We start from the raw sequence: 24083 nt of genomic DNA on the forward strand, positions 1-24083 counted from the left end.
TGATGGTATTTCATATTCATTTGAAGTATGGCAGGCGTACCGAAAGACGAGTGCAGTGGTGTGGCTGTGCCTGGAAAGGGATGTGGCATTCCGCCGGAGGTCGAAGCATCCCTCAACGCTTCAGGGGGCCTTGGGGGGCTTGTTTCCCATCTGCCTGAGGATGATGAAGCCCGGGCTGCCGCCTCCCTCTTCCGTGCCCTGGCTGACCCTTTCAGGCTGAAAATTCTTGCCCTGCTAGCAGTACAGCCACTCTGTGTCTGTGTGATCCGCTCTGTTCTCGAAATCTCAGATTCCCGGCTTTCATACCATCTCTCCATCCTGAAGAAGGCAGGCCTGATCGCGGGGGAGCAGTCCGGTACCTGGATCATCTACCGGCTGACTGAGGAGGGGGAGCGGGTGAAGGGGATGGTGGAGAGGAGGAAGGATTGAGGGGGGTTCTGCGGGTCTGTACAATTATAGATTTAGATATGCAAAGGCGTTTTATCCGGGTTTTGGGGTAAAACTTTCCGATCCCAATACATTATCTACTGGCGGGATATTGATGCTCAAAGAGAGTTATATCCGTGTTCCCTCCTCGATTATCCTGACATAGTCCACAAACATATACTGCTTATATCGTTCTTTCCCGGTAATCTCTTCCAGTATTCCAATTTTCTCAAATTTCCCCACGAGATTGGTTGCAGACTGGCGGCTTATTCGTAACTCCTCTGTCACCTGCCCGATCGTGATGATCGGGCGATCAAAGAGTGTATCGATCAGCTTTACCGCATGCACGCCGCCGATATTGTTCTCCAGCAACCTTTCAATCAGCGTCTCCTTGAGCTGGATAATTTTCTTTGCTGTTTCAATAGAGTTATTAGATACGTCAATGACTCCCTGAAGGAAGAAAGCCAGCCATGCTTCCCAATTCCCCTGATACCGGATACCATTAAGGAGTGTATAGTAATCCTCCCGATATCTCTTCAGGTAATAACTAAGATACAACAATGGCCTTGCCAGAACACCTTTTGAGCAGAGGTAAAACGTGATCATCAAACGGCCCATTCTTCCGTTACCATCCAGATATGGATGGATTGTTTCCAATTGGGCGTGAATGAGAGCGGCCTTGATCAGCCTCGGCGTTTTATCATCGTTCTGGATAAAACGTTCAAGATCCTGCATTAATTCTGGGACCTGCTCTGGTGGAGGAGGAACAAATACCGCATCCTGAATCGTCCCTCCCGGTAGACCGATCCAGTTCTGAACATGCCGTAGCTGACCCGGAAGTTTATGCGATCCCCGTGTTCCGTGAATTAAAAAGCGATGAATCTCATTGATCAGATCCAGAGTGAGTGGCGAGAACTCCAGTTTCTCTATACCATGATGAAGTGCTTTTATGTAATTCAATACCTCCTGTATCTCGTTGATGTCGTCTTTTGGCCGCATATGGGCTTCGAATTCAAGAACTCCCTGAAGTGATGCCTGCGTTCCCTCAATCTGGGAACTTAACAATGCCTCTTTCTTGATGTACATCGCCACAAAGAGATCGGGGTTTGGGAGTACCTGGGTGACTCCGTCAAGGCGGGCCAGAGCTCCGTCGGCTTTCGATAACAGATAGAGAAGTCCCTCATCGAAAACCAGATCCCCGGGGGGTAAAGAATGGGGGATAAAGGCTTCATATCCGCCTTTCTGGCGGACGAAAACCCCTGCCCGATGATCGGAATATTTTCCCATATGTGGTATTTCAATGTGTAATACTATAAAAGTGTCTTGTAAGTCAACCTATGTTGACTTAGACGATTACACCTCTCTCTAACGCAACCAGGCATGACTTACGACCATAGCAGCAGAAAGCCCATGACTTTAGTCGTGGGATGAATGCGTCAATGCCAACCACAAACAATATCTATTATCCACTCATATTATTATATGGATGGCAAAAGAACGGTGGACGCACTCAGATACAACAGTATACAACATCGGATACCATATCATATGGTGCCCTAAATATCGACGTAAAGTTCTCGAATCTCCGGTATCTGACAGGTTAGAAGTTCTTCTCAGGGAGAAGGCAGATGAGATCGGAGTTGTCATCGAAACAATGGAGATAATGCCCGATCACCTCCATTTGTTTGTCAAAACAAAACCTACTGCAAGCCCACACTGGATCGTACAGCAGTTCAAAGGGTATACATCAAGGACACTCCGACAGGAGTTCGAGATATTGAGAACTCGTTTGCCGTCATTGTGGACTCGTAGCTACTATGTTGAATCATGCGGACACATCTCTGAAGATGTTGTGAAAAAATATATCGAAGACCAGAAGCGGAATTAACATGATCTTAACCTACAAACTCCGGCACAACCGCGATTTAAGCGATGAATTAAAGAAAGCGTTTGCTGTAGCGGAGTTTGCAGTTAGAAATCCGAAATGCCGTTCGTCCGCTGCAGTCAAAGAGATTGGATTAAAATCAGCCATCTCAAACCAGATCCTCAAGAAGTATGGAAGCCAGAAGACAATCAAGCGAGTACGGAACGTCAATCTGGTTGTACCGGGACAGTCAATCAAAGTGGATCGAGATACTCGAACAATCCGGGTTGTCCCGTTGAAATTGACTCTCAACTACCAGTTTCCAGAGTTCGAGAAGGTTAATCAGATTGAGATTGATGCCAACTACGCCTATGTGTCATGTACCGTCTTGGAAGAACCGGATATGATACCTCGACAGTTTATCGGGGTTGATCGGAACACTACGGGGCATGTGGCGGTAGCAGCGAATCCTGATACCGGAAAGATCGAGAAACTTGGTAAGAAGGCAATCCACACGCACCGGAAATACTCCGTGATCAGAAAACGCCTTCAGAAGCAAGGAAAGTTCCGCAAACTGAAAGCGATCAAAGATCGTGAGTCCCGTATCGTCAAGGATCTGAACCATAAAATTAGCCGCAAGGTTGTCGATATGGCAAAGGATCAAGACGCAGCACTCGTATTTGAGGATCTGACCGGTATCCGCAAGACGAGGAAACAACACCGTTCATTCAAATACGCCCTGCACAGTTGGTCGTTTTATCAACTACAACAGTTTGTGGAATACAAAGCCAAGCTGCTCGGCGTTCCTGTCCTCTACATTGATCCAGCATACACCTCGCAAGATTGCTCTCGGTGTGATGGAAGAGGTCAACGGCGAGGAAAGGAGTTTAAGTGTCCGGTCTGCGGGCACGTTGATCATGCTGATGTGAATGCGGCATTCAATATCGCACTCCGTCAAAAGGGCATGGTTGATCGTGTACAGAAAGAGATGTACACGATGGGAGCACTGATACCCCACGACGCAATGCTTGAAGAATGTCTAAGCAACGTCAGAACCCCATGACTTTAGTCGTGGGAGTATGTCAGATGCCACAAAGCCATGTAAGTCAATCTAACCTGACTTAGCAGTCTTCCTCCTCTCCTAAGGTATCATACCTTGAGTTAGAGAAACAGTATGTCTGGCTGAGAAAGGGCGGGGGATCGTGAATAATGAATGAATGATCAGGTTGTACAGAAAAGTGATTTCAAAACGCTGAGGGGGAGATTTGAACTCCCGAGAGACAAACGCCTCACGAGGTTTCCAGCCTCGCGCCTTTCCGCTAGACTACCTCAGCAAAAGATGCAGTAAATTAATTGTTCCGGGTATTACTTAATCCTGCTCTTCTTCTTCCAGCCCCGGGGGTACCTGCCGGGCTCCATCAGGATCGATTTTGGGCGTGCAACAAAGCCTTTTTTCCCTGGCACGCATTTCTCTGACGGAATACGGGCGGTGCCAAGGCCGATACATTCGCCCGCTTCGGTCATCAGCGCAACCGTGTCCCCTTTTGCAAATGTTTTGCAGGAGAGAACCCCGGCGCCTGCAAGCTGTGCGCCCCGGCATATCGCATCAACGGCAGAACTCCTGATGGTAATCGATGGAAGATCGGCAACTGCCCGCTCCACCGGGAGGATCATCTGCTTAAGCGGTTCTGGATCCCCTTCATCTGCTGCGGCTTTTGCGTCTGCAAGTTCATGGAGGGTATGTGCATCTGCTTCTCCGAATCCTCCCGAGAGTGTGCGCCGGAGCTCGACCATCTGCCCCCGCACTCCGAGTGCGAGGCCGATATGGACGCAGAGTGTTCTGATGTAGGTGCCTGCCTCGCACCGCACCCGGAAGAGGACAAGCCGCCCTTCGATATCCAGCACCTCGATCTCATGGAGTGTCCTGATACGGAGCGCCCGCTTCACAGCACTCCGGCGTGGGGGGCGCTGGTAGACCCTGCCACAGAAGCTGCTGACCACCTCCCGGATCTCGTCTTCGGCTACATCGCCATGCAGCTTCAGGAGGCAGATATACTCCTTATCATGGGCGAGGAGATGCTCTGCGATCTTGGCAGCCTTTCCAAGCATCACGATCAGGATGCCGGAGACCATCGGGTCAAGGGTCCCTCCCTGCCCGGTACTGACACCGAGGATATCCCGCACCCAGGCGGCAACCTCGTGGCTGGTGGGGCCGGGCGGCTTATCGATGATGACTATTCCTGACTGTATGGTGGTCTGTTTGTCTCCGGTCATGATCTCTTCACTCTCAGGTAGGTATTCAGTGCTTCAAGGGTTCCGGCAAGAGATCCGTCACCGATAACCGCCGGCTCCACTCCCCCTTTCCGCATTGCGTCTGCGGTGATATCCCCGATTGCAATCGGGATGATATCTGCATTCTTCTCCCAGACAGCCATCAGAAATGAGTTTGCGCTTGTAAAGAGGATCGCATCTGCCCCATCTGTGTCAAGTGGTGTATGCGTCGGAACAAGCCCATAGCACCGGTACTCATATGCCGTGCCTCCGGCATCTTCAATGCCCTGAATGAGGGTGGGGTTTGGGACATCGGCACGGGGAATGCCGATCGCCTTCCCCTCAATCCAGTCGCCGAGGTAGGGCACAAAATCCCGGGAATAGTATGTGGGGAGCGTTTCGACCTTCAGCCCTTCCTTCTCCAGCATCCGGGCAGTCTGGGGTCCGATTGCGATGATCCGGGCATCTGTTTCGAGCAGCGGGGCAATCCGCTCGGCAGGAAGCGCGCTGGTGAAGAAGATGCAGTCGAAGGCGCCGCGGTTTGCCTCCAGCACAAACGCCTGGATCTGGTTGTCATAGACATCTGCAGCCAGAGGTGAGACAATCCGGCAGGAATGGCCGTATTGCTCACAGGTAGCCCGATCCCTGCCTGCCTTCTCCGGAAGCCTGGTTATCGCAATGATCATTGATCTCTATAGGGACGGATGCATGATATTCTTGTCTTCTCTGGTTCAACCTTCATCTTCGCATGATGGATGGGATCCTGATCGGAGCGGCAATCGGTGTGGTACTCGGTACCATCAGTGGGTGTACGCCGGGGATCCATTCAAACACGATGGCAGGTATCCTGCTCGGGGTGCATCCGGCACTCCTTCTCCTCTTTGGTCCTGCCGTCTTTGCAGCATCTGTCACAGCAACCCTGATCACGCATACCTTCCTTGATGCAGTTCCTTCCACCTTCCTCGGCGTGCCCGATCCAGATACTGCGATTGCGGTGCTGCCTGCGCATGATCTCTGCATGAAAGGGCTTGGTGAGGAGGCGGTCCGGATCTCGGCACTTGGATCTGCTGCGGGTGCCGCATTCGGGCTGCTGCTCTTTCCGCTCTTCTTCTCTCTCCTGCCTCCGCTCCAGCCGTACCTTGACTGGTGGATCGGCCTGCTCCTGCTGATGGTTGCCGGGGTGCTGGTGGTAAGGTCAGAGGCGCCGGAATGGGCGGCTGTTGTCTTCATCGCATCGGGGATCCTCGGTTCATTCACGCTTGCCTATTCATACCTCTCCTGGCAGGTGCTCCCCGGCGGGAGCCCGCTCCTCCTCCCGCTCTTAACCGGCCTCTTTGGACTGCCGATCCTCCTGAAAGGAGCAACAGGCACAATCCCCGAGCAGATATACCGGGGGATCAGGATGGAGCGGCGGGAGATCGCCGGGGCTGCTGCTGCCGGTTCGGTTGCGGGTGCAGTCGTCGGGTGGATGCCCGGTTTCTCAAATGCAACCGCAAACGCGGTACTTGCCTCATTTATCTCATATACCCGGAATGGGAGGGGGTATATCCTTGCAACCGGTGCGGCGAATACGGCAAATGCGTTCCTCGGTATCGCCGCCCTCTATGCCCTTTCGCGGGCCCGGAACGGTGCGATGGTGGCAATCGCAACAGATGAACTGCCGCCGCTTGCCGGGATCATGCTTGCTGCCTGTCTCGCTGCGGTGGCTGCGTATCCGCTGACAATTCTCTTCTCAAAAGGCTCACGGTACCTGGCAGCCCTGAATGTCAGGCGGCTGAATCTCACGGTCATCATCTTCCTTGTGGCATTGACCGCTCTTGTGACGGGGCCATTTGGGCTCCTGATCCTCGCGCTTGCAACCGCAATCGGGACGGTGCCCCCGATGGTCTCGGTGCAACGGGTCTTCTGCATGGGGGCGATCATGGTTCCGATCATCGTCTGGTCGGTTCTTGGGCTTCCACTCTTTTAGATGAGACCTGCCAGTATCCCGATATAGGCGAAGTACCCGATGAGAACAACAGCCGATATAAGGCGTTTTACCCGTTCGCCTGCATAGATGAGGGGGATTGCGGCTGCCGAGAAGACTGCCATTATCAGGAGATCTCCTATTTCTGCTACCTGGATAGGGACAATCAGGGCGATGATCCCCATCACGAAGAGGAGGTTGAAGATGTTGCTCCCAAGCAGGTTGCCAACCGAGATACCGGATTCGCCTTTCAGAATTGCCGCGGCTGAGGTGGCAAGCTCAGGTAGCGAGGTGCCGATGGCGACGATGGTCATCCCGATCACAAAAGCAGAGATCCCAAGGGCGGTTGCAATTCCGACAGCGGAGGTGACAACAAGTTGTGCGCCGATGATGACTGCGATAATCCCTCCTGCAGTCAGGATATAATCGAGGCTGCCTTTTGCCAAAATGGGTATTTCCCCCTCGATCCTGCCTTTTCTCCAGAGTGATCTCAGGATTAGGATAAATGCGATCAGGAATATGGCTCCTGCTGGTACGAAGAGGGTCCCGGACCATCCAAAAGCAACAAAGAGGGCGGTTGCCGCAAGCATCATCAGAGCCTGTCTCTTCACCCCGCTGTTGGCAGGATCATGCCTGTTGAGTGCATGGGGGTTGAGCAACCCGCAGATCGCCAGTACAAGCGCGATATTGGCTATATTGCTCCCGATGATGTTTCCGGTTGCGATTTCGGGGTTGCCGGTCAGGCCTGCATTCATGCTGACGACGAACTCAGGCAGCGAGGTTCCGAATGCAACAACAGTGAACCCGATGAGTGACGGGGTGATCCCAAACCGTGAGGCGAGCCCGCTCCCCCCGCCGACAAAGAGGTCCGCACCCTTCACAAGGAGTATGATGCCGACTACAAAGAGTGCCGCCTCGATGATCATACCCAAAGATTCGGTCGCCGGATATATAGGTGCTGAGGTATCATCTCTTCTGCAATGACGGAGTACTGGTGCGGGAGCGTAGATGATGGGGGGGTTTTTGTTCCTTCCCGCGGGTCACCGGCTGAGCTGCTGGCGAGGGTGGAGTCATTAAAGACCAATATGCAGGTATACCACCCTCTTACGCCCGCTCTGATCGAAGGAAGCGGCATCTTCCCTGATCGTGCTGCATATATCCGGCAGCTCCGGGAGGTCACCATTCTCCAGGCACAGGGGGTGATCGAGGCGGCGGCATCGGGGAAGGATGCAGAACTCCTCCAGATGGTCAGGATGCTCGACCAGTTGGATGAGGTGATCAATCTCCTCTCCGAGCGGCTGGTTGAATGGTACCAGGTGACGAACCCGGCATTCTCACAGAAAGGGAGGCAGGGTTCGGTGAGGCGGGTTCTTCCGAAGATCAGGCGGAGCAGATCCCGTCCCCTGCGAGGAATGGCTGATGAGCTTGAAGGGCTGATTGCCGCCCGGACATCACTTGCCGCTGATGTCTCACGGCTCGCGGCACTGGTGATCCCAAACACAAGCGAGCTTGTCGGCGGCCTTGTTGCGGCACGTATCATGGCCCGTGCCGGGGGGCTTGAGAAGCTTGCCCGGATGCCCGGCAGTTCTGTCCAGGTGATCGGGGCTGAGGCCGCACTCTTCTCCCATATCCGGGGGAACTCGCCCTCCCCAAAACACGGGATCATCTTCCAGCACCGCCGGGTGCATAATGCTCCCCGCGAGATCCGGGGGAGGGTTGCCCGGGTGCTTGCTGCAAAGCTTGCGATTGCGGCCAGAATCGACTTCTATCGTGGGGAGGCGGATCCCGGCTTCCTCTCGTCGGCACAGGCGTTGATTGATGGAATTGCAGGTGGTGGATCTGAATGATTCGAATTGATGGACAACTCGTCTCGCCGGGTGCAGGCGGGGTCTATAATGAGCGGATGGTGAAAGGGTACCGGGTCTGGGATCCCTACCGTTCAAAGCTTGCCGCCCTCTGTATGCTGGATGAGTCTCTGGATCTTGCGGCGGAAATGAAAGTCCTCTATCTTGGTGCTGCAAACGGGACCACTGTCTCGCATGTGGCCGATTATGTGGATTGTGTGTATGCGGTTGAGTTTGCTCCACGGCCCCTGCGGGATCTGCTGGTGGTTGCAGAGAAGCGGAAAAATATTGTTCCGATCGCAGGCGATGCAACCCGCCCGGACAGATATGCGCCGTTTCTGGAAGAGGTTGACCTGCTGTATCAGGATGTTGCCCAGCCCGATCAGGCGGGGATTCTGATTAAGCACCTGCCGTTTCTAAAGCGGGGGGCCGGGATCGATGGCGGGATTGCGGCGATTCTGATGCTGAAGACGAGGTCTGTTGATATCCGGAGGACGCCGGAAGAGGTCTTTGCCGAGACGATCGAGCGTTTGGAAGGTGCAGGGCTTTCTATCCTGAATACCTGCTGGCTTGAGCCGTATCATCATGACCATGCAGCGATTGTGTGTGGTGTTGGATGTCTGAAAGATTCAGTCTGATAATGCCTTTTTTTTTAGATTAAGGGAGATTTCCTGTGTTATTGTTGATAGCATCTCTTACGAGGTATATTTCATGTTTTAGCTCTGGGAGTTGAATAGTGATGATATACCATATCAAATCAAGATCCACCCCAAAATATTTGTGAAGTACAATATTTCGAAGACCGATTATTTTCTTCCATGGGATCTCGTTATACCTATCCTTGATGGTTTCAGGGACCAACTTACATGCTTCACCGATAATCTCCAGATTTCGTAAAGTTGCATCTCTGGTTTTTGTATCTTTTTGGAATTCTCCGATAGAGAGGTCGTTGGTATATTGTTCGATGAGATTGATAGCCTTAAGGATATCATCTAAGATGATTAAAAGGTCACGCTCAGGCATATATGGCATCCTTTTCGATATAGCTCATCAGGCGTGGCCGTGTGGCTATGCCGCCTTTCAGAACAAGATCGACGTCTCTGTTGAGGATATCTTCGAGTTCGTCTTTCAGGTCGACGACATCCCAGCCAATGGGTCTTTCAAATGCCACCAGGATATCAAGATCACTTTCTTCTGTTTGTTCGTTTCGTGCGAATGATCCAAAGATGGCTATCTCTTTTATCGGGTAACGCCGTTGTAAATCGGGCTTGGCTTTCTGGATCTTCTGGATAATGGAGTGAACCGTCCATGTTTTGGGTATATCCTCTGGTCTTTGTGGCATCACTCATCACTCTCCTATGGATTATTGGTAAATATGATCTTGTGCATGATAATGATTCTTGCTACATGGAGATCTCTCTCTCCCAGTTGTCTGTTTTGTTCCTTTTAACGGCTTTCTGAATTGTATTTATGGATTTAGGGTTCAAATCTCTACAAAAAAGAGCGGTCTTACTCAGGTTTGCATTTTCGCCAATAAACTGCATGTGGGTTTATGGTGGTGGTGTCTGGCTGGATCCCGCCCTGCTTCATCCTCTCAAGAAAAGCCTGCACTCCGGCAATCTCCGGGTACAGCCCTATCGCCTCCATCGATACTCTAATAATACTGCTGATGCAAGAGAATGGATTATACAAATTATAAGGATCGTCTGCCAATGCCCCGATATGTATTCTTCAATCCCTTCTCTATCCTGATGGTGATCATCCTCTTTGGAGCACTTATCCTCTTAATGCCGCTTCTACTTCTCGGTATTGTCGGAGGTGCCCTGACAAACCTCGGGTTCTCGTGGTTCCAGGCGATCGGGCTTCTCCTGCTGATCCTGATCGGGAGCCTGGTGAATATCCCGGTGACGACGATCCGGGAAGAGGCGCCTGATGTGTTGAGGCGTCCTGAGGGGCGCCAGTTTGCCCCCTCACTCTATGATGGGATGTATAAGGTGCAGCCGCCTGCCAGGGTGACACAGGTGGCGGTGAATCTCGGCGGTGCAGTGATTCCTGTCCTTATATCGGTGTATCTCCTCTTTTACGCCCTTATCGGGATGGGTGATCTCCGGCTCTTCACCTTCGCCTGTGTGGGAGCTCTTGCTGTTACTCTCGTCGTCAACCGGTATGCACGGCTGATCCCCGGTGTCGGTATAGGGACGCCGTTCTTCCTGCCGCCGCTTGCTGCTCTTTTTTGCGGGATCCTGCTTGCCGGTGGCTTTGGGTTGAATGCCGCCATCATTGCCTATGTGAGCGGAACAGTCGGAACACTTCTTGGGGCTGATCTCTTAAATCTCAGGAAGATCGGATCTCTCGGGGCGCCTATTGTCTCGATCGGGGGTGCCGGGACGTTTGACGGGATCTTTCTGTCCGGGATTATCGCTGCATTTCTGGCGTGAATGGGGGGCTTGGTATTAAGAGAATCATTAATCCAGAATGGGGGATGAATTACTGGCATAATGGGGTTTTACTGTGAAAATATATCTTGATGTTTGCTGTCTATGCCGACCTTTTGATGATCAGCTTGTTCCGCGAATCAGGTATGAGAGTGAGGCGGTTATTGCTATACTTCATCGCTGTTCGGTTGATTGGACATTGATATGGAGTTATGCAATTATCTATGAGGTTTCAAAAATTATTGATGGTCAAAAAAATCAATATCTGAGTAATCTTAGGGATCGTGCAGATATTTGTATTATGGTCGATGGGGCAATTAAGAAAAGGGCTGAATTATTCATGGGGTATGGCATAAAAGCCCTTGATGCATTACATCTCTCTTGTGCTGAACGTGCGGGTGTAGATGTTTTTATAACTACAGATGATAAGTTGAAAAACATTATGAGTAGGTATAGTGATATCTCTACAGTAAAGGTTGTTAATCCTGCTCAATGGTATCAGGGGGTGGTGGATGATGAAAGTGAAAACGCTGCATGAGATCCATGTCGAAGGGATTCAGGCTCTCTATAAAACCCTGGGTCCGGTGGATATGATACGTTTCCTTCAGATGTTTGATCATGGGAAAGGGGATTATACGGAGGAGCGAAACAAGTGGCTTAGTGAGGATCTTGAGGAAATATACGCTGAGATTGTTGAGATGCAGGGGGATGCCGAGTCCGATGATTCTCCATAGTTCTATTATGGCTCTCCGCTGACCAATGAAGGTTCATTCAGGACAATTGTTTTCTCATGGCCTGATCTTTTGAGTTTATCATACGGGTTGGAGGGGGTGGAACGGGGAGACCCTGGTTATCGGGCCAGGGATGAAAGCCGGGTCACCCTTCAGGGTATAATCTTTCCTGTTACTGAAAATTTATTTGTTATGGTGCGAAATACTGCCTATATGCTTCAAGCTGAAGTTAATATTGAGAGTGAAGTGGATGATGAAACTCTCACTGATGAGGAGATTGCCGAAATCCGGGATTCACTGGAAGAGATTGAACGGGGTGGGTTCGTCACCCATGAAGAGCTGAAGCGTGATCTGGGGCTTGAATGAGGCGAATCACTGGAGTGATTTCGATATTTTCTGGCTTATATTAATATGGCTTCCGATAATAGTATGTTGAAGAAGTATTGCGTATGACATCACTCTCCCAACAGGGTAATTCTGGTAGACATGATCTGGATGAGCGGGCGAGGGAACGGATTATCGGTGAGATCGCTCAAGTCTTCGCTTGCGACCTGGAACTCACTGCTGATGTTATTGTGGTGTATATTTTCGGCTCATTTCTGAAAAGCAATCGATTTAATGATATTAATATTGGGGTTCTGGTGTCAGGGGAGAGAAAACCCTATGAGTACTTCAAATATGGTATGCGAATTGCCTCTGTTATAGAACAACGTATTACTCCTCGGTGTGAGGTTGATCTTCGTCTTCTCAATGGTGCTCCCGTTCGCTTCCTCTATGAGGTGGTACGGAGCGGCCGACTTGTTTTTGCCCGTGATGAGGATGAACGGATCTCTTTTGAGGCAGATGTTCTGACACAGTATCTTGATCTGCTTCCGATGTTTGAGATGATGGATAAGGCGTGTATTTCACCGGTGAAAGGATGAGGATATCACCATATTGATGAGTTTGTTGCTCAGGGTGTATTGGCTGAGATGGTAATTGTTCAATAATCGAACTCAGAAAAATCTCTTGTGATCCTTCATCTGGCTCTGATAGCCTTTCGATTTTCTGTAATTCTTGTGTTTTCATTGTATCTTCTATTCTCTCTTCTTTCATTCTCTTCTTTCATTCTCTTCTTTCATTCTCTTCTTTCATTCTCTTCTTTCATTCTCTTCTTTCATTCTCTTCTTTCATTCTCTTCTCTTCATAAACTCGTATATGGTTTATCGCAGATCGATTGGATGGATTCATGGGTGTAGATTCTCTCTTGTTTCAAAGCAGTATTGTATCCCGCTGATCAATTGAAAAACTTAAAAATAGGGGTGAATTTCGTTATTATGGATATAATGAAAGCTATTTTAGGGCTTCCTGAAGTGTTGTGAAAAGGGCAGAATGGGCATTATTTGAAAAAGATTCTAACCGAAAAGAAAGAAGTAGTCCGGAGCAGATTCGAACTGCTGTCGGGGGATCCAGAGTCCCCCATGATTGACCGCTACACTACCGGACTATTGTGCCATAATATGTGATTCCTGATGATTAATGAACCTGACGGAAATCCCCGGTCCGGTGGGGTCTTCAGGGAGTTTTTCTTCAATAAGTGATCCTGTATCCCGCATGAAATCCACACAATGAGATTCTATTCTGAGGAATGAACAAAAAAGCAGGATTATAGCAATAATCTGAAAGAAAAGGCAGTAAATGGGTTATATCTCATCAGCTCTCCGGCATCCCCTGCATGCTGCACAGACAGTTTCCTGCGGCCGGATCAGCGTTCCCTCTCCACAGAACGGGGGGATGTCGGCAACATCCCTCTTATAATAGATGTGCGGGACAAGCGAGATATGGGTGTATGCTCCAACTGGCACGCCGACTGCGTCTGCAATAGACTGTTGGAGGCGTGCCAGTGCATACATATTAGCACCAGCTGCCGAGAGCATGTCGTTTGATCGGAAGATGACCTTCATATCAAGGAGCGGGGCATCTCCCTCCTCCTGCCCCTTCCGGATGACGCACTGGATCAGCTGGAGGCAGGGGCAGTCGTTGAGTGTTTCATCAATTGCAGGGTTCCAGGTGACAGCGACTGCCCGCCTGCTGACCGGCTCATTCTTTAGCTTCTCTATAATGTACCTGATCTGGTCTGCATGGATGTCGCCTTCCTTGAGTTTGAGCCCCTGCCCCCAGTCAAAGAGGCGGGAATGGTAGTCATATTCAAAGACGGAATCTGATCCATTGATCAGGCCGTCTGCATAGCTCTCCAGAAAAGCCTTTTTGAACCGCGATTGACCGCTTGCCATCGGCTCAGTAAGCGGATTCTCCACCCGGAGTGCAATCTCGTCAGTCTCAAGTGTCTCCTCGCCGTTCTCGGTTCGCCGCTCTCTCCCTTTCTCAAGGATGTGTTTGATGATGAGTTCGTGGGCACGGCCAAGGCTTGCAGCACGGATGATCTTCATGATCATACTAATGGTGCGGGGGGTAGATAGTAATAGTGCGATAGAGTGTTTGGGGGGGTGTCTTTCGGTATGTTCTTGCAAGTATACCAGCGCCCTTTTCTATCCAGATGGAGAGATGATCTGTTGTGTGGAGATCCCGGTGATCAAACTCGTCAGATCTTACGGCTCTCCTCGATTGCCCGCGCCCTGTTTTTCATTATGACTTCTTAAAAACGCGCCCGACCACAAAGGATATATTAAGTCTACATCTAATAAGGAAGCATATTCCGTTGATCGGAGTATGCAGCACGTTGAAACCGATTTCGGCATATGTCGAAGGTCGTCATCTGTGCTTGTAAGGTAATTGAATTGTTCAAACTGAACAAAAGGAGGAAATAATTAATGACTAAGAGATTAACGATCGCACTTATTGCGTTCCTTGCACTCGCTATGGTTGTAGTGCTCCCGGCTGCAGCGGCTGACAACGTCATCGCAGCAGCAGGTGACACTGTCTTCCGTGGTGAAGAGGGGATCAATATTGCTGCTACCGGCGTTGTTGCCGGTGACACCCTCGGCTGGTATGCCGCAGGATCTACCCCCGGTACTGGCGCTCCGTCAGCAACAATTGTTGTATCGAACCCAGCGAATTTCTATGTAGATCCAAGCATGCAGGTTGGTGCATGGTACCGTCAGGCAGCAGGTACGCCACTTGCATTCATTGTTGCTGATCCGGCACTCGATGTTAAGATCATCGATGTTGCTGGTGACATTAAGAATGACGGTACTGTCGTAAAAGGAACTGATGTCCTTCGATTCAGGATCGACACCAACCTTGATGCGTTCACCCAGCGTACTACTGCTCCGGTAACCACTGGAGCAACAGTTCGCGTCCGTGTCACAGGACCCGGCGGTAACGTCTATACCTCACTTGTTGATGACACTGGTGCATTAATTCCTGTTTCAGCAATAATTGTCAACTCGAACCCGTTCATCGTTACTGGTGCTGTCGGTTCGACAGGTGTCTGGGATGTTGGCAATGCGAACTATCCACGTGGTACCTACACATTTAAGGTTGACTGTAATGTAAACAGCATGAACGACAACTATGATGTCGTAGGCAAGACCATTTCAAAGACCTATTCGATCACCATTTCAGATGATGATCTTGTCATCACCTCAAACATGGACACCGTTGTCCGCAACAACGATTTCGCTGTAACAATCGAGGGTCGTCCAAGCACCAACTATGTCCTCTGGGTGAAGGGAACCTCAACACTCCTTCCACCTGAAACCCCACAGATCAAAGCTGGACAGCAGGGTGTTAGTCTTGATACAGGTGCAGGATCTGCTGGTCGTAATGCTGGTGCATATAGTTTCACCGCAGCCCAGACTGTTGGAGCAGATGTTCCAGGTGGTCTTGTAGCTGGCTCTCCGTTCTATGCAATGGTGAATACCGATACCTCTGGAAAGAGGACTATTGGTTTTTCAACAGCCCAGACGACCAAAGATCAGAGCTTTACCATTCGGACAGACCGCTATGTAGCACCTGGTCCCTCTGGTGACTACGATGAAGTAAAGGTCCGTGTCGAGAAGGGTGCAGTTACCATCACCGCATCAGGTGACCGGAGCTACTATATCGGCGAAGAAGTAACCCTCTCAGGTACCAACACTGACTCATCCAATGTGTACCTCTTCATCACCGGTCCAAACCTCGCCAACAATGGTGCACAGCTGACAAACCCGGCAGTTGCCGTCGTTGATGGTGCTCTTGGAACTGGTACCGGCTTTGTCGTCCGCAATGTAAAGGGTGACGACACATGGGAGTACAAGTGGGACACCTCCGGACTTGCACTTGATGCTGGCACCTACACTATCTACGCCGTTGCCGACTCAAGAGACAAGAACAACCTTGCAAACAACAAGTACGAAACCGTCTCAGTTGTGATCCGCAAGGGCTTCGTCTCAGCAACTGCCTCGCAGTCCTCAGTCGCAAAGGGTGACAAATTGTTCATCCGCGGTAATGCAGAAGGTAACCCCTCTCCGGGTGTTGCAATCTGGGTTCTCGGACGCAACTTCTATGTTCGTGACACTCAGACCGTCGAAGATGATTCAAGCTTCGAGTATGAGCTGACAAGTGCAGCAACCACGGCCATGGCCTCCGGCCAGTACTTCGTCGTTGTGCAGCACCCAATGGGCAACAACCGCTTCGATGTTGTTGAAGATACTGTCTCAGTTGTAGGAAGAACCTATGCAACAATGCTCGGAATTGTTCCCGCAGCAGGTATTGCATCCACTGACTACTTCCCGGTTGTTGGTCCAGGCCGTCTCCAGGGATCTGATGCAGCAGAAGCGCTCATTCAGCTTCTGAACAACCCGAATGTCGATGACACCTACACCAAGCTGACCTTCCTCGTTGAAGAGCCATGGATCCGGGTCGACACTATCGGCGACAAGACCGTTGGTTCGACCTTCACCATCACAGGAACCACAAACCTTGGTGTTGACAACGATCTCCTCGTTGAAGTCACCTCCTCTGCATTCCAGCCAACCGAGAAGACTCAGGCAACTGGATTCTCAGGTGCATCCGGAACTGTAAAGGTTATGAAGGGCGATGCAGGCTACAACACCTGGTCATTCGAAGTTGATGCCTCCGCTTTCAAAGCTGACGAGTATATCGTCACCGTTGAATCAATCGAAGCAGATGCCTCAACAACCGCCAACTTCAATGTTCTTGAAGCTGTCCCGGTAACCCAGCCACCTGCAACCCCGGTGCCAACCACACCACCGGCAACCCAGCCACCAGCAACCGAAGTTCCGGCAACCCCGGCATCACCCGGATTTGGTGCGCTTGTAGCGATTGCAGGACTTGGTGCGGTAGCGTTCCTCGTTCTTCGCAGGGACTAAACCTAACCAACCCTAATTTTTCTTTTTCTTTGTCAGAACAAAACAGGTGAGCGATAGCTCTTCTCTTGTTAAACTGTAGTTCTGCGTTTTTCGTGGTTTCTTTCTTTGTGGGATCTCTTCAGCGTTTGTTCTCCTACCGGAATCACTATCCCTGATTGAAAACCATATTTCACTATTCTCATGAAGGCTCCAAAACAGATTATTCTCAGGGAGGATATCGTAGAAGATCTCCTTCATCTGCGTAAACCCGGAATGACGCTCTCCGGGGTTATTGAAGAGATGATCGAGCACGAAAAGAAACGGCGTCTCCTTGATGATATCAGGTGTATTCAGGAGAGAGAAGAGCTTGTGGAGCTTTTGTTGTCCAATTAACGTAGCAAAAGCGGGTTATTCTACATGAATAGCTTTTCCAGGCTTTCCGGCAACTTCAATATACCCGGCAATTGCCTCCTCGATATGACGTAATGCCTCTTCCCAGTTTGATCCTTCACGTATACATCCCGGAAGAAGGGGTACTGTTACGGTATATCCTCCGTCTTCATTCTTTTCCATAGTTGCGGTATAGCGAAGATGTGTCTCTGGCATAAAACAATCCAACTCTCCTGATTGAAGCATTGCATCCAGCACTATTAAGCCATTATGGCAATGCCGGATCATTCCCTCACCCCTCCTCTTCCAATCTTCCTCCTCCTCTCTCCTCAAAAATCTCCCCTGACACTTCCCACTCTCCCGCCCAAACCCGGAAATCCTTCTTCCGGCAACCCTTATCCCTTTCGCCAACCAGATCCTCTTATCATATGCCGGTTACTACCGGAAAGATTCAAAGGATAGTGTGATCTATGGTTCGTCTCTCTGGAAAAGTGCTTGATATCGAATACCGGGGCATCCTCCTGAACCGGGACGACGCCCGCACCATCGGGGTCCTGGACGGGGATCGCGTCGAGGTGATCAATGAAGAGAAGAAGACCGCCGCCCAGGCATTTGTAACAACAACCGCCACCCTGCTGCCACAGGGAACAGCCGGCGTCTACCAGGTGACGAACCGGCGGCTCGCCCTTGAAGGGGGCGAACCACTCGAGATCCGGGCTGTCGGGAGGCCTGCCTCGATTGATTTCATCAAGAAGAAGATGGACGGCGGTAAACTCTCAATGGAGGAGACCCGGTCGATCGTCCGGGAGATCGTCGACGATACCCTCTCCCCCGGCGAGATCAGTGCGTACCTGGTCGGTACCTACATCAACGGTCTTGATATGGACGAGATCGAGTATCTCACCCGTTCAACCGTATCAACCGGTGAACAGCTCTCCTTTGCCTCGCACCCGATCGTTGACAAACACTCAATCGGCGGTGTCCCAGGAAACAAGATCACCCTGCTTGTGGTTCCGATCATCATGGCAGCGGGCCTGAAATGTCCAAAAACCAGCTCGCGTGCGATCACCGGCGCAGGCGGGACAGCTGACCTGATGGAAGCAATCGCTCCCGTCACCTTCACCGGATCTGAGCTACAGGAGATGACCGAGAAGGTCGGGGGCGCCATCGTCTGGGGGGGTGCCACAAACATCGCCCCCGCAGATGACAAGATCATCCTCTATGAATACCCGCTCAAGATCGATCCCCATGGCCAGATGCTCGCCTCGGTGATGGCAAAGAAGTTCGCAGTCGGCGCCGATCTCGTCGTCATCGACATCCCCGTTGGCAGGGATGCCAAAGTCACCACTGTTGAGGAGGGACGGAAGCTCGCCCGCGACTTCATGGAACTTGGGGATCGGCTCGGGATGAAAGTCGAGTGCGCACTCACCTATGGCGAGACTCCAATCGGCCACTCTATCGGCGTCAATCTTGAAGTCGCAGAAGCACTCTCCGTCTTAAAAGGAGGCTCAGGTCCCGAATCACTCATCCAGAAGAGCGCCGCAATCGCAGGGATTGCACTTGAGATGGCGGGCAAGGTGCAGTATGGCACTGGAACAGAGGCAGCACTTGACCTCCTCTCATCTGGCAAAGCCGATCTGATGATGCAGAAGGTGATCGAGACTCAGGGCGGTGATCCCGGTGTAACAGCTGAGGATCTCTTGCCCGGTGATCACTCCTTCAGCATCAATGCTCCCGAAACAGGGTACGTTATCGAGATGGATAACCGGGCGCTGATCACCATTGCGCGCGCAGCTGGCGCCCCGCACGATCACGGCGCAGGGCTCTTGTTCCATAAGAAACAGGGGCAGCACGTGAAGAAGGGAGAGCCGATCTTCACCATCTATGCAGACCGCGGATGGCGGCTCCAGAAGGCACTTGAAGAAGGCCGCCGCCTCATGCCGATAGCTGTTGAAGGAATGCTGATCGACCGGGTGCCGGGGAACCGCTGGCAGACACCGATGCACTAATAGGTGAGAAACCAATAATAACCTGTATATGCGTGCTATGCGTCTTCTGCTCAGCCTCATCCTGCTTCTGGCACTCGCCTCTACAGCACAGGCGGTAGTCACCCTCAACATCTATGTCGAGGATTCGGAAGGACTCCGGATCCCGGATGCGGCTGTCTATATTGATGATAGTTATATCGGGAGCACCAGTTCAACCGGCTATCTCTCCTATACCCACCCTGGTACAGAGAACTTCATCCTCAGGGTCACCAAAAGCGGGTATGAGAGCCGTTCGGTGAATGTCCAGCGATCTGAGACTACCCGAACCATAACTCTTACCCGGAGCTCTGCGTTGCTGACCGTTCTCGTCTATGACGAGAACATCGCCCCGCTCAGGAATGCGATTGTGAGGGTTGTTGGGCCTTCATCAGAGAAGACCGAAGAGACTGGATCGAATGGAAGGGCAATCTTCACCCTTGCAGACGGGGAGACCTACCAGATCAGAATCACCGCTCTTGATTATCGTGATGCAGAAACATCGGTCCAGCTCTCGGGTGCATCCCGTGAGGTCTCGGTGGTGATGGAGCGGGGTGATCGGTTTGCATTCAGGATCACCGACGAAGAGACCGGCGATCCCATTCAGGGGGCAGAGATCACCGTCGACGGGATTGTCCGGGGCACGACACGGGATGATGGTATCTTCTCCTATAATCTCAGGAAAGGCTATGAATATCAAATAACTGTGAAGAAACCCGAATACCACCCGTACTCGGTTAGGCAGTATATCTCCGGCGATCAGCAGGTGCTCTCGATTGCACTCTCAAAAGACTACTACTCACCCTTTGTCTCGGTCTTTGACCCTGATAAGAAAGTGGTAGAGGGAGCAGATGTCTATCTGGATGGCACTCTGCTTAGGAAGACTGATGGGTATGGGAGGGCATCTCTTGGGAGTCTCACTGCCGGAACCTATCTCCTTGAGATCAGAAAGAGCGGTTTTGAACCATATAGCCGTGAGATCACCATCTCGGATGGATCAATTGACTTTGCCGTGGATCTCTCCTATTCTTCGGTTCCGGTCAGGGTACTGGTTGCAGATGCCTTACACTCAGTCATATCAGGAGCAACCATCTCTGCTGGTGGTGTCATCAAGGGAACTACTGACGGATCCGGTCTCCTCTTTATCAACCTTCAACCAGGCTCAGAATACGTCCTCTCTGCGGCAAAGGACGGGTACCACGAAGGGAGCGTGAGACTTGTCGTGCCGGTGGACGGGCAGCAGGAATCTGTTACCATCACCCTTGAATCACAGATAAGCCCTGTTTTGATCGGCGGTATCGCACTGGTGCTGATCATCATAGCAGGGGGCGTCTATCTCATCAGGATGAGAATGCAGAAGGGAAAGCAGATCAAAAAATTCAAAAGCTGGTAGCCTTTCAGGCATATTCAAACTCATTCCTGCTTTTTTTAAAAAATGGTCGAAATCACAAATTATTAAATACCGGAATCGGTGACAGTATGGTATGAACTCTTCATCCCGGCTGCTCATTCTTCTTCTCATCATCGCAGCAGCCGGAGCAGCACCGGCAGCAGCCCTGATTCCTGATGAGATCGTCATCACAACCGATACGGAATGGCTGGTGGCAGGATCATCCACACCTGCAACAATTACAGCAGTGGTGTATAATCAGAGCATGCCTCTCCCCGGTGTTCCGCTCACCTTCTCACTCTCTGACCCAGATACCGGATCTCTTGCAAACCCTTCTCCTGCAACCGATGGTGCAGGGGTGGGCACCGTCTCTTTCATCCCCGGTACAACAAGCGGGGACGCTACCATAAGGGTTGAAGCCTGGTATCAGTCAGGGGATGAGTTGGAGATAATCGAAGCCGATCTCATCCAGTCTGTCGATCATGGCGAACCCGTGGCAATCGACTCTGTCTCCTATTCGCAGGAGGCGACTGTCGGCGCAACGGTGCCCATCTCCCTGCAGCTCATAGATGGCTATGGGAACCCCGTTGATAACCGAAGGGAAACGGCACTATCGCTATCTCCTGAGTATGTGACGATGACGGTCACCTCCCCCGGAGGGAACGCAGTTTTCTTCCATGAAGGTGAAACCGGTGCAACCGTCTCTGTCCCGGTAGATGCAGAGGGATTTGTGAATACAAGCCTCGGGCTCGAAACAGAACCCGTCGATCATGTGATCCTGATCGATCCATCCCCACCACTCATCCCTTCCCGGTGGATAACAATCACCGCAATTGCTGATGGAACCCCACACTCTGTCTATCGTTATCCCTCTGCATCCCCCCTGTATGCTCCGGCAGATGGAGCATCAAAGATCGATCTCTTTTATAGATTCTATGATGAGTATGGGAACTGTGCAGGGAACAGGAGTATTCAGTTCACCGCCACTGCTGGCACCGGAACAACTACTACATTACATTCCACGAGCAGTGCCGGGGAGATCCGGATCAGCTATGGCCCGGTGATTACCGTCGGCGAGGTTATCATCACCTGCACTGCCGTTGATAACGAGGCAGTCCATGATACCGTAGCCCTGCAGTTCTACCATACCGAACCGGTGGCGATGCTGCTGACCGCAAACCCTCAGGTGATACCAAGCGCAGATCTGGACTCAGGAATCACGGCTGATATCCGGGCAAAGGTGATCGATGCACGGGGAAACCCGGTGCCCGGCGAGACGGTCAGCTTTTCTATCCAGTCGGTTGATTGCGGCGACTACATCACAACAAGCGATGCATCACTGGATGGAACAGAAGCAGTCACAAATGACGACGGGTTAGCGATTGTCCGGTTCTCCCCTTCGGGATTCACACTCGATCCGGATCACCCCGGCTATAGTAAGAATGCAACCGGCACCGCGGTCATAGCTGCTGTCTGGGAAGGTGAGGAGAAGACGGTCTCTGTCTCCTGGAAGAACTATCCCTTCCTGAGCATCAGCACCATGGTCGAACCGGAGACGGTCGCCGTGAACGAGACGATCAATGTGACGGTGACGATCATCGGTGACGGGTGGGCGCTCCAGCCTGACCCCGTTGATGTGGTGCTTGTTATCGACACATCAGGCAGCATGACGAAAACGGATGTACCGCCAGACCGGATGGCGGCAGCCAGAAATGCCGCAAAAGAATTCGTCGCACAGATGGATCTTGAATCGGGGAGAGATCGTGTCGCAGTAGTATCCTTCTCCTCCACCGCCACCCTTCTCCAGCCGCTCACCGATGATCCAGCGACAGTAAACGCTGCAATTGATGGGCTGTCGGCAAATGGGGCAACAATTATGCGGCGGGGATATTATGAGGGCATCAGGCACCTGAAAGAGGAAGGAAGGCTAAGAGCAGTGAAGGCGGTGATCCTGATGGGGGATGGGGACTGGAACCTCCATGGATCTCCGCTCGCAAAGGGGATTGGTTTTCCTGATACTGATCCATATCCCTGGAGGGGATCAACTTACTCTTTTAATCCACCTGAATGCTACTTCAGAGAGACTGCCATGGGTAGTGATCAAAGGGATGAGGGTTATGAATGGTATAGTGATCTTCCTGAGCCAACGGGATCTCTGGGAGTTGAAATATATTGGCCAAGAAATTTCCTTTTTGGGTATACCTATAACTGGGAACCGGGCTCCGTCTCTCTTGACGGGCAGCATACGAACCAGAATATGTCCGTCTATGCGATGAGCGGCACCCCGGACGAACAGGTGCGGGTATACACAATCGGATTTTCCGCGGACCTCGCCCCGAGGGTGGTGCAGGATATCACCATTCTTTCGGAAGCAACCGGCGGCAGCTATGTCTGGGCAGGCAATGAAGAGGATTTAACAGCCGTCTATACGCAGATTGCAGGTGAGCTGATTACAGAAGCCGGGGTAAATACCACGCTTCATCTCTCCCATGACAATATCGAGATTAATATGACTGTGTATCAGGGAGGCGATCTCTTCGAGTATCTGCCAGAGACAACGGTATCTCACTACAATACGAAAGGAGGGGAGATCATATGGGTTGAAGGCTATCCGAAGGAGATCGATCAGACAGCTGACTGGCTTGGGATCACCCCGCCACCCTATACCCTCTCCTTTGATATAGGCACTATCTATCTCCATGATCTCTGGAAAGCAGAATACCAGCTCCGCCTCATCAAAGACGGGACATTTGAAGTATTCGGCCCTGCCGCATCGGTCAATTTCGAAGGAGACACCCTCACCCTCCCGACAACCCTCATCAGCGTGATCCCGCCAATCGACGTCATCGGGCTGGATCAGCCTGAACTTGAGGTGAAGAACCTCAGGACAACCGAGCCTGGTCCCGTGACCGATATCCTCCCCCTTGCATGGGATCTCACCTATGGCGGGAGTGACAGAGTAACACAACAGGTCCGGTATACAGTCGTCGATCCGATAGTCTATGCCAGATTTGGTGACATTGGCACGTATGAGTGGACGGTCGCGGGCACGGTAATTTCTGATTCAGGTCCCCTATTATCCCAAACCCAGTATTATTCAATTGATGTATCCGGACTCTCGGGTAAATGTCTGGTGAGAGTGGACGCATGGGCAGATGGATCACCGGACAGCGATGTACAGAGAGTGTTTGATATCGGTTTTGACCCCGATCAGGCATATATCAGAATCGAATGATCGTTCCAAAACACAATGAAAAATGAACGGATCCACCGGGAATCGAACCCGGGTCCTTGGGTTCGAAGCCCAAGAGGATATCCTCTACCCCATAGATCCAGAATTGCTGTATTAGTATATGCCGAAATCCTATTTCAATGCTGAGGAACACGGGCACCCGTCCGAACCCGCCCCGCCAACACCCTCCGGTTCAGTTCCACCCTTCACATCATCAAT

Annotated in this window: 24 protein-coding genes and 3 tRNA genes; 16 read left to right on the plus strand and 11 right to left on the minus strand. The window is 51.4% G+C overall.

The window, feature by feature from the left end:
* Nucleotides 1-27 precede the first annotated feature (27 nt).
* Nucleotides 28-429 carry an ArsR/SmtB family transcription factor gene (locus tag ACZ44I_RS02265; RefSeq protein ID WP_464549120.1) on the plus strand — a complete coding sequence of 134 codons (402 nt, stop codon included), beginning with the start codon at nt 28-30 and terminating at the stop codon, nt 427-429.
* Between the two features lie 126 nt (nt 430-555).
* On the opposite strand, the gene ACZ44I_RS02270 is transcribed toward ACZ44I_RS02265, so the two are convergent.
* Nucleotides 556-1713 (minus strand): Fic family protein, encoded by a 1158-nt coding sequence (locus ACZ44I_RS02270; protein ID WP_464549118.1) that lies wholly within the window; start codon nt 1711-1713, stop codon nt 556-558.
* Nucleotides 1714-1912: 199 nt separating this feature from the next.
* Here ACZ44I_RS02270 and tnpA point away from each other — a divergent pair, with 199 nt between their 5' ends.
* Both tnpA and ACZ44I_RS02280 read left to right on the plus strand, forming a co-directional pair.
* On the plus strand, nt 1913-2314 hold the full coding sequence (tnpA, locus tag ACZ44I_RS02275) for an IS200/IS605 family transposase (protein WP_460373997.1): 402 nt from the start codon (nt 1913-1915) through the stop codon (nt 2312-2314).
* Nucleotide 2315: 1 nt separating this feature from the next.
* Nucleotides 2316-3353, plus strand: coding sequence for an RNA-guided endonuclease InsQ/TnpB family protein (locus tag ACZ44I_RS02280; RefSeq protein ID WP_464549116.1), 1038 nt, complete (start codon nt 2316-2318; stop codon nt 3351-3353).
* Between the two features lie 187 nt (nt 3354-3540).
* Here ACZ44I_RS02280 and ACZ44I_RS02285 read toward each other — a convergent pair.
* The 3 genes from ACZ44I_RS02285 to ACZ44I_RS02295 all read right to left on the minus strand — a co-directional run bounded on the left by ACZ44I_RS02285 (nt 3541) and on the right by ACZ44I_RS02295 (nt 5247).
* Nucleotides 3541-3624, minus strand: a tRNA-Ser gene (locus ACZ44I_RS02285).
* A gap of 31 nt (nt 3625-3655) precedes the next feature.
* A complete protein-coding gene (locus tag ACZ44I_RS02290; protein WP_464549114.1) occupies nt 3656-4564 on the minus strand; it encodes an RNA-guided pseudouridylation complex pseudouridine synthase subunit Cbf5 in 909 nt (302 codons plus the stop codon).
* Nucleotides 4561-5247: a uroporphyrinogen-III synthase gene (locus ACZ44I_RS02295; RefSeq protein WP_300334046.1), complete on the minus strand. Its 687-nt coding sequence runs from the start codon at nt 5245-5247 to the stop codon at nt 4561-4563. The genes ACZ44I_RS02290 and ACZ44I_RS02295 overlap by 4 nt, the downstream gene beginning before the upstream one ends.
* 62 nt (nt 5248-5309) lie before the next feature.
* On the opposite strand from ACZ44I_RS02295, the gene ACZ44I_RS02300 reads away from it, so the two are divergent.
* Entirely contained in the window at nt 5310-6530 is a 1221-nt protein-coding gene (locus tag ACZ44I_RS02300; protein WP_464549112.1) for a tripartite tricarboxylate transporter permease, read from the plus strand.
* On the opposite strand, the gene ACZ44I_RS02305 is transcribed toward ACZ44I_RS02300, so the two are convergent.
* Entirely contained in the window at nt 6527-7453 is a 927-nt protein-coding gene (locus tag ACZ44I_RS02305; RefSeq protein WP_464549111.1) for a calcium/sodium antiporter, read from the minus strand. The two genes, ACZ44I_RS02300 and ACZ44I_RS02305, sit on opposite strands and share 4 nt — an antisense overlap.
* 54 nt (nt 7454-7507) lie before the next feature.
* Here ACZ44I_RS02305 and ACZ44I_RS02310 point away from each other — a divergent pair, with 54 nt between their 5' ends.
* Nucleotides 7508-8374, plus strand: a complete 867-nt coding sequence (locus ACZ44I_RS02310) for an NOP5/NOP56 family protein (RefSeq protein WP_464549109.1) — start codon at nt 7508-7510, stop codon at nt 8372-8374.
* Complete coding sequence (locus ACZ44I_RS02315) at nt 8371-9009, plus strand: fibrillarin-like rRNA/tRNA 2'-O-methyltransferase (RefSeq protein ID WP_464549107.1); 639 nt, start codon at nt 8371-8373, stop codon at nt 9007-9009. Before ACZ44I_RS02310 ends, ACZ44I_RS02315 begins: the two co-directional genes overlap by 4 nt.
* Before the next feature lie 19 nt (nt 9010-9028).
* Here the strand turns inward: ACZ44I_RS02315 and ACZ44I_RS02320 are convergent, their stop codons facing one another.
* Nucleotides 9029-9394, minus strand: coding sequence for a HepT-like ribonuclease domain-containing protein (locus ACZ44I_RS02320; RefSeq protein WP_464549105.1), 366 nt, complete (start codon nt 9392-9394; stop codon nt 9029-9031).
* A complete protein-coding gene (locus ACZ44I_RS02325; RefSeq protein ID WP_464549103.1) occupies nt 9387-9713 on the minus strand; it encodes a nucleotidyltransferase family protein in 327 nt (108 codons plus the stop codon). The genes ACZ44I_RS02320 and ACZ44I_RS02325 overlap by 8 nt, the downstream gene beginning before the upstream one ends.
* A 370-nt stretch (nt 9714-10083) precedes the next feature.
* On the opposite strand from ACZ44I_RS02325, the gene ACZ44I_RS02330 reads away from it, so the two are divergent.
* The 5 genes from ACZ44I_RS02330 to ACZ44I_RS02350 all read left to right on the plus strand — a co-directional run bounded on the left by ACZ44I_RS02330 (nt 10084) and on the right by ACZ44I_RS02350 (nt 12460).
* The gene (locus ACZ44I_RS02330) at nt 10084-10809 is read left to right on the plus strand and encodes a DUF1614 domain-containing protein (RefSeq protein ID WP_464549101.1); all 726 of its coding nucleotides are present in this window, start codon (nt 10084-10086) and stop codon (nt 10807-10809) included.
* Between the two features lie 73 nt (nt 10810-10882).
* The gene (locus tag ACZ44I_RS02335; protein WP_464549099.1) at nt 10883-11344 is read left to right on the plus strand and encodes a PIN domain-containing protein; all 462 of its coding nucleotides are present in this window, start codon (nt 10883-10885) and stop codon (nt 11342-11344) included.
* A complete protein-coding gene (locus ACZ44I_RS02340; protein WP_464549097.1) occupies nt 11319-11540 on the plus strand; it encodes a hypothetical protein in 222 nt (73 codons plus the stop codon). Before ACZ44I_RS02335 ends, ACZ44I_RS02340 begins: the two co-directional genes overlap by 26 nt.
* A gap of 210 nt (nt 11541-11750) precedes the next feature.
* The gene (locus ACZ44I_RS02345; protein WP_464549095.1) at nt 11751-11903 is read left to right on the plus strand and encodes a hypothetical protein; all 153 of its coding nucleotides are present in this window, start codon (nt 11751-11753) and stop codon (nt 11901-11903) included.
* Nucleotides 11904-11986: 83 nt separating this feature from the next.
* On the plus strand, nt 11987-12460 hold the full coding sequence (locus tag ACZ44I_RS02350; RefSeq protein WP_464549093.1) for a nucleotidyltransferase domain-containing protein: 474 nt from the start codon (nt 11987-11989) through the stop codon (nt 12458-12460).
* Nucleotides 12461-12950: 490 nt separating this feature from the next.
* Here the strand turns inward: ACZ44I_RS02350 and ACZ44I_RS02355 are convergent.
* Both ACZ44I_RS02355 and ACZ44I_RS02360 read right to left on the minus strand, forming a co-directional pair.
* A tRNA-Gln gene (locus ACZ44I_RS02355) sits at nt 12951-13023 on the minus strand.
* Between the two features lie 196 nt (nt 13024-13219).
* Nucleotides 13220-13966 carry a thymidylate synthase gene (locus ACZ44I_RS02360; protein ID WP_464549091.1) on the minus strand — a complete coding sequence of 249 codons (747 nt, stop codon included), beginning with the start codon at nt 13964-13966 and terminating at the stop codon, nt 13220-13222.
* A 381-nt stretch (nt 13967-14347) separates the two neighbouring features.
* On the opposite strand from ACZ44I_RS02360, the gene ACZ44I_RS02365 reads away from it, so the two are divergent.
* Both ACZ44I_RS02365 and ACZ44I_RS02370 read left to right on the plus strand, forming a co-directional pair.
* Nucleotides 14348-16849, plus strand: coding sequence for an MEMAR_RS02690 family S-layer glycoprotein (locus ACZ44I_RS02365; RefSeq protein WP_464549089.1), 2502 nt, complete (start codon nt 14348-14350; stop codon nt 16847-16849).
* A 180-nt stretch (nt 16850-17029) separates the two neighbouring features.
* On the plus strand, nt 17030-17221 hold the full coding sequence (locus tag ACZ44I_RS02370) for a hypothetical protein (protein ID WP_464549088.1): 192 nt from the start codon (nt 17030-17032) through the stop codon (nt 17219-17221).
* A 15-nt stretch (nt 17222-17236) separates the two neighbouring features.
* Here ACZ44I_RS02370 and ACZ44I_RS02375 read toward each other — a convergent pair whose 3' ends face one another.
* Entirely contained in the window at nt 17237-17629 is a 393-nt protein-coding gene (locus ACZ44I_RS02375) for a type II toxin-antitoxin system HicB family antitoxin (protein ID WP_464549086.1), read from the minus strand.
* A gap of 59 nt (nt 17630-17688) precedes the next feature.
* Between ACZ44I_RS02375 and ACZ44I_RS02380 the strand changes: the two genes are divergently transcribed.
* From ACZ44I_RS02380 to ACZ44I_RS02390, 3 genes are all read left to right on the plus strand, one after another.
* Complete coding sequence (locus tag ACZ44I_RS02380) at nt 17689-19227, plus strand: AMP phosphorylase (RefSeq protein ID WP_464549084.1); 1539 nt, start codon at nt 17689-17691, stop codon at nt 19225-19227.
* Nucleotides 19228-19255: 28 nt separating this feature from the next.
* Nucleotides 19256-20635, plus strand: coding sequence for a carboxypeptidase regulatory-like domain-containing protein (locus tag ACZ44I_RS02385; protein WP_464549082.1), 1380 nt, complete (start codon nt 19256-19258; stop codon nt 20633-20635).
* A 91-nt stretch (nt 20636-20726) separates the two neighbouring features.
* Nucleotides 20727-23867, plus strand: coding sequence for a VWA domain-containing protein (locus ACZ44I_RS02390; protein ID WP_464549080.1), 3141 nt, complete (start codon nt 20727-20729; stop codon nt 23865-23867).
* A gap of 27 nt (nt 23868-23894) precedes the next feature.
* Here ACZ44I_RS02390 and ACZ44I_RS02395 read toward each other — a convergent pair.
* Nucleotides 23895-23966 (minus strand) — tRNA-Arg (locus ACZ44I_RS02395).
* Nucleotides 23967-24083 lie beyond the last annotated feature (117 nt).

It is taken from the genome of Methanocalculus pumilus (assembly GCF_055382585.1).